Here is a 4,242-nt window from a genome sequence, read left to right on the forward strand (position 1 = left end):
TGTTCATTATTGCTAAATTTTGCTCACACAAAGATAATAATTAATTCCACATTTATTTATTGCCTGGTACACTAGTAGTGTATTGTGTTCCTCCTCCATTAATATTATCAGGATAAAGCCATTTTTGCTGTGGATTTCCACTTTGGGTAAACTCCTTGGCATTATGGGTAGCTTCTGACAACCTTCCATGCCAGTTTAAGACGCCTGGTGGTGTTGGTGCTCCTGGTGTTGGTGGGAAATATTGCTCCACCTTACCACCAGGCAAAGGTTTCACCTGTGACTTATGTCTGGTACCTCTGTTACCTATAATATTTGAGCCAATGGGTTGTTTGTGTTTGATGGTTACTCTTGGGGCAATAGTGGCTCCAGAAGGAGGGGGACCTAACCTTGGGTCAAAACCATATTTTGCCAATACTGCATCAAATATTTTATCCCTTGTGTCCGTCCAATCCTTAAAACTTTTAAATTTAGAAGAGCCAGCAGTAGGTGACCACCTTCTCGGCTTGTTCCATCCTTCTGGTACCCATCCTTTTCCAAGTCTATTTTTAAGTTTAGAAGCTGTTATGTGAGGTCCATGACTAAATACACTATGTCCTCCATCCAACTTTTCTAACCTTACAGCCTTAAACGCAGCTACTACTTCATCGATGTCACTCATGTTTTTACCTAAGTACTTAATGCCTTGTGGTCCTAAAAACTCATACAAATCTAAAATTTCATTTTTAGGGATTCCTCTAGCAGTAGCAATGCTATTTAAATGAGGAAGTTGTCTTTGCAATTCTAATACATCCTTACTGGCTGTTTTGCTCCCCCCTACAATCATTCCGTCCACTCCACCTACATTTACTTTTTCGGCTAAGCGATAGTTTCCACTGTTACCAGTTGCACGAGTTACTTGGTTGTTATTATAATACTGCATCGTCCCATCCGCCAACAAAACCCAAGGATTAAACTCTCCATACAGCTTAAAACGCTTATTTTTAATGGCAATCTTAAACTTCTTAAATCGAAACTTCTTCGCCAGCCTCTTCGCTACATCATCCAACGTTTTAGCGCCGCTAATCACCCCGCGTTTGGCACCTTTGAAGATCATCTTGCCGTTTTTCATCAAAGTACCCCAACCGTCGCGAGCCACCCCGCCCAAATCTTTAAAGTTTTGGGCGGTGTTCTTAATCCCTTTCACCGCACTTTTGCGAGCGGCTTTGGCGCCCGCTTTCACCCCTGCTTTTATGCCCCCTTTTGCCACCGTTTTGATGCCTTTCTTGGCGCTCTTGAGCAATGCTTTGCCGCCAAAGAGCAGCGAGAAGATCAGCTCGATGGTGAGTGCCGCCAAGCCACGCGCCAGGCTCTTGGCACCGCCTGCTATAGTTTTATCAGGGAAGGCTTGGCTCAGGTATTTGCCAAAGTGTTTGGCCATGTCTAAGATACCAATGCCCGTGAAGATGGCGCCTACAATTTGCAACAACAAAGGCAATGCCGCCATAATAGCGCCGCCTGTGGCAATGTTGGCGAGAATAAGCCCCGCACGCCACCAAACCAATAATGACGGTTACCTTGTTTTTGGTCCACCATTCCGCCACTGCCTTTTTCATGGTGCCCGTCAGGTAGCCCAAGCGTTCCATCGGTCCCGCAAAAGGCCCTATTTGTCCTTCTTTGGTGCTGCCTTGGGGTTGTTTAGTTTCGGTACTAGTAGTGCTGTTTTGGCTGGTGCCCGTGTCTTGAGTTTTCTTGGCTTCGGTGCTTGCCACGCCCGCCGCCTCTTGTTTTATCTCCTCTACATTTTTCTTTTGGTCGAGGTCGGGCTGTTCGCCAAACTCTAGCTCTTTGCCTTCGGGCAAGCCCGCAATCAGTTTTTGCAGTTCGGGGCTCAGTATCGGGTTTTGCACCACCGGGTCTACCTTTACATCTTTTGCCTCTAGCTGGGTCTTTTTCAGTACTTGGCTGTCTTGCTGGGTGATTTTGCCTTGTTCTTCGGCGGTTTTCACTGCGTCTTTGGTGTTGTTTACCACTACTTCGCCTGGCAAAGGTTGGGTAATATCTGCGCCTAGCAACTCTTCTGACATTTGCCCCCAGAAATAGTCGGGCGAACGGCGGGCGGCGGAGATAAGGTTGGCAATACCGCGCAGATAAAATATAAAAAGCCAGACTTTTGTCTAGCTTTCCAAATTTGTATGTTTTTATATTTTATTCGTCTAGGTAGAATTCAGTACCTATTCGGTCGTCAAACTCTACTCCTGTTATTCCTTCAGTTTCTATAGCTTTTCTTAAATCTTCAGATACTAAAATTGAAACATCATAAGGCTGACGAAATAAATCTATTTTAGTTTTTAAAACAATTTTTCGAGGTTCTACACAGTCAGGTAAAAAAACTTTATTTTCTTCATCTATTTTTACTTCAGGTTCGTCATCTTCTGAAAAATCTACAAATATTGATTTTTCGTAATCAATGTTCTGATAATATTGGTGAATTACATGTATGAAGCTATATGAGTCTATCACAAGGTCATCAAATGTAATAATTGTAGTAGGATATGTTTTTGTGCCCTCTAGTTTGTATAGATTAATGAGTTCTAAAAACTTTTTACTGATAAAAAGTCCAAGTGATGGGTCAAGAAAAAAAGGGCTTAAACAATCAGTTAATACAGCTTTGTTTTTTAGTGTAAACCCTTTTAGGTTAGGGGTAGTTTTAGGAAACTCTCTTGTTTCCAGTGTTTTGAGGTTATTTGGTACATTATAATATTCACTTGGTGGATCTAATTGCTTCCAAGTACCTATTTCTTTGATGTTAGTGGAATACGATATGGAATAGTAGTTTATTTTTTTCATTTTCTTATTTTTTGGGTGGTAACATTCCATTTTTCTTTAAATCTTTAATTACTTGAGCATATAATTTCTTGGGGTCGATATTACCCATCCCTTTACCTGTCTTAAATAAATCATCTACCTTGATATTTTTGGCTACACACACTTTTTTGATGGTATTTATTAATTTTTGCGCCATTGCATCTGCGAAAAATTGAGCATGGAGCTGATTGTAACCTTTTAATTTACTAAAATTATCTTCAAACTTTTTTGCAAGAGCAAGTGTTTGCTCACTGTAGTGAGGGTGACTGGCATGCACCCCGTCCAAGTCGAGAGTCTTACTAAATTTTGATAGGTTTACTCCATTCTTCCCTGTGTTATAACCAAACCCTGATTCTACGGCATCTTGTAAAGTTTTACTTTCTCCAAGGTTGGATATGGTAAACGCATGATGCCCTTCGTCTCCATCTGGTGTTTTCAATTTTTTCCGCAAGTCTCCACGTTTCCGTGCTACATTTTTAACTGACTCTGGAATTGTGGGATCACTAAACCAAGCTGGTTCTTTATTACCCCCCAACTCCTTAATAATCCCTTCCCTCTCAGCTTGGGTATTGGCTTTACGCAAACGTTTAATATATTCTTTTTGCTCTTTACTAATCAATTTGGCGAACTCTTCGGCAAAGTCATCAGTCACAATAATTTTGTTGCCCCCTTTGTTCAATGCCCCTATCTCTTTAGGGCGACCTCCTTTGCTGCTCAGGGCAAATTCTTTTCTCAAACGAACACCTAAATCTCTAAACTTATGGTCTGTTACCTTTCCAAAGAAAATGGTCAAAACAAGTACCTTAGGATTAAACTCTCCATAAACATCTATTCTTTGTTTGGTTTTTTTAATCGTAATCTTCTTAAACCTAAACCTCCTCGCCAACTTCTGCGCCATACCACCCACCGATTTAGAACCTTTCAAAGCACCTTTTTTCAAGCCTTGGAAAACTACTTTGCCATTGCGGAGTAGTGCCGTGCCGAGGCGTTTGGTAAGTCTTACCGTGCTTTGGGCAAGTTTTTTCATTCCACGCATGGCGGCTTTTGCCCCCTTGCCTATCAGCTTGAAAAGCTTGCCCAAACCCTTGAAAATAAGGTTAAATATAATTTCGGTCAGCCCTACGGCAAAGGCTTGAGCCAAACTTTGCGAAGCGCCTTTTTTGTCGCCCTTCCACGCTTTTACTATATAGTCTTTCAGCGGGGCGGCAATTTGTGCTACCAGCATTGCCCCAAATATCACGGTAAGCCCTTGCATCAAGGCGCTCAATATGGGCATAATGGCTGCGCCACCTGTCACCACTATCAAGGCGGTTACACCCAATATTACTCCTATCACCGTAGGAATTACCCAACCCTTGTTTTCGTTCCACCAAGCCTCAATCCCTATTTTCATTTGTG

The 4,242-nt window shown here is 42.0% G+C and carries 4 protein-coding genes; all 4 read right to left on the reverse strand.

What is annotated here, in order from left to right:
- Positions 1-52: 52 nt before the first annotated feature.
- Positions 53-1,483: a hypothetical protein gene (locus tag Q0954_RS33015; protein ID WP_299466020.1), complete on the reverse strand. Its 1,431-nt coding sequence runs from the start codon at positions 1,481-1,483 to the stop codon at positions 53-55.
- Positions 1,374-2,063 carry a hypothetical protein gene (locus tag Q0954_RS33020; protein WP_299466023.1) on the reverse strand — a complete coding sequence of 230 codons (690 nt, stop codon included), beginning with the start codon at positions 2,061-2,063 and terminating at the stop codon, positions 1,374-1,376. The genes Q0954_RS33015 and Q0954_RS33020 overlap by 110 nt, the downstream gene beginning before the upstream one ends.
- Before the next feature lie 121 nt (positions 2,064-2,184).
- A complete protein-coding gene (locus Q0954_RS33025) occupies positions 2,185-2,826 on the reverse strand; it encodes a DUF1629 domain-containing protein (RefSeq protein WP_299466026.1) in 642 nt (213 codons plus the stop codon).
- A 4-nt stretch (positions 2,827-2,830) separates the two neighbouring features.
- Positions 2,831-4,242 (reverse strand): hypothetical protein (locus Q0954_RS33030; protein ID WP_299466029.1); only part of this gene is annotated, 1,412 nt, incomplete at its 5' end.

The organism is uncultured Microscilla sp. (genome assembly GCF_947493425.1).
Taxonomy (GTDB): Bacteria; Bacteroidota; Bacteroidia; order Cytophagales; family Microscillaceae; genus Microscilla.

What these genes read in the sequence shown, in the direction of transcription:
- Q0954_RS33015 (WP_299466020.1), bottom strand. Translation starts at nt 1,483, where the DNA reads ATGGCGGCATTGCCTTTGTTGTTGCAAATTGTAGGCGCCATCTTCACG.
- Q0954_RS33020 (WP_299466023.1), bottom strand. Translation starts at nt 2,063, where the DNA reads ATGTCAGAAGAGTTGCTAGGCGCAGATATTACCCAACCTTTGCCAGGC.
- Q0954_RS33025 (WP_299466026.1), bottom strand. Translation starts at nt 2,826, where the DNA reads ATGAAAAAAATAAACTACTATTCCATATCGTATTCCACTAACATCAAA.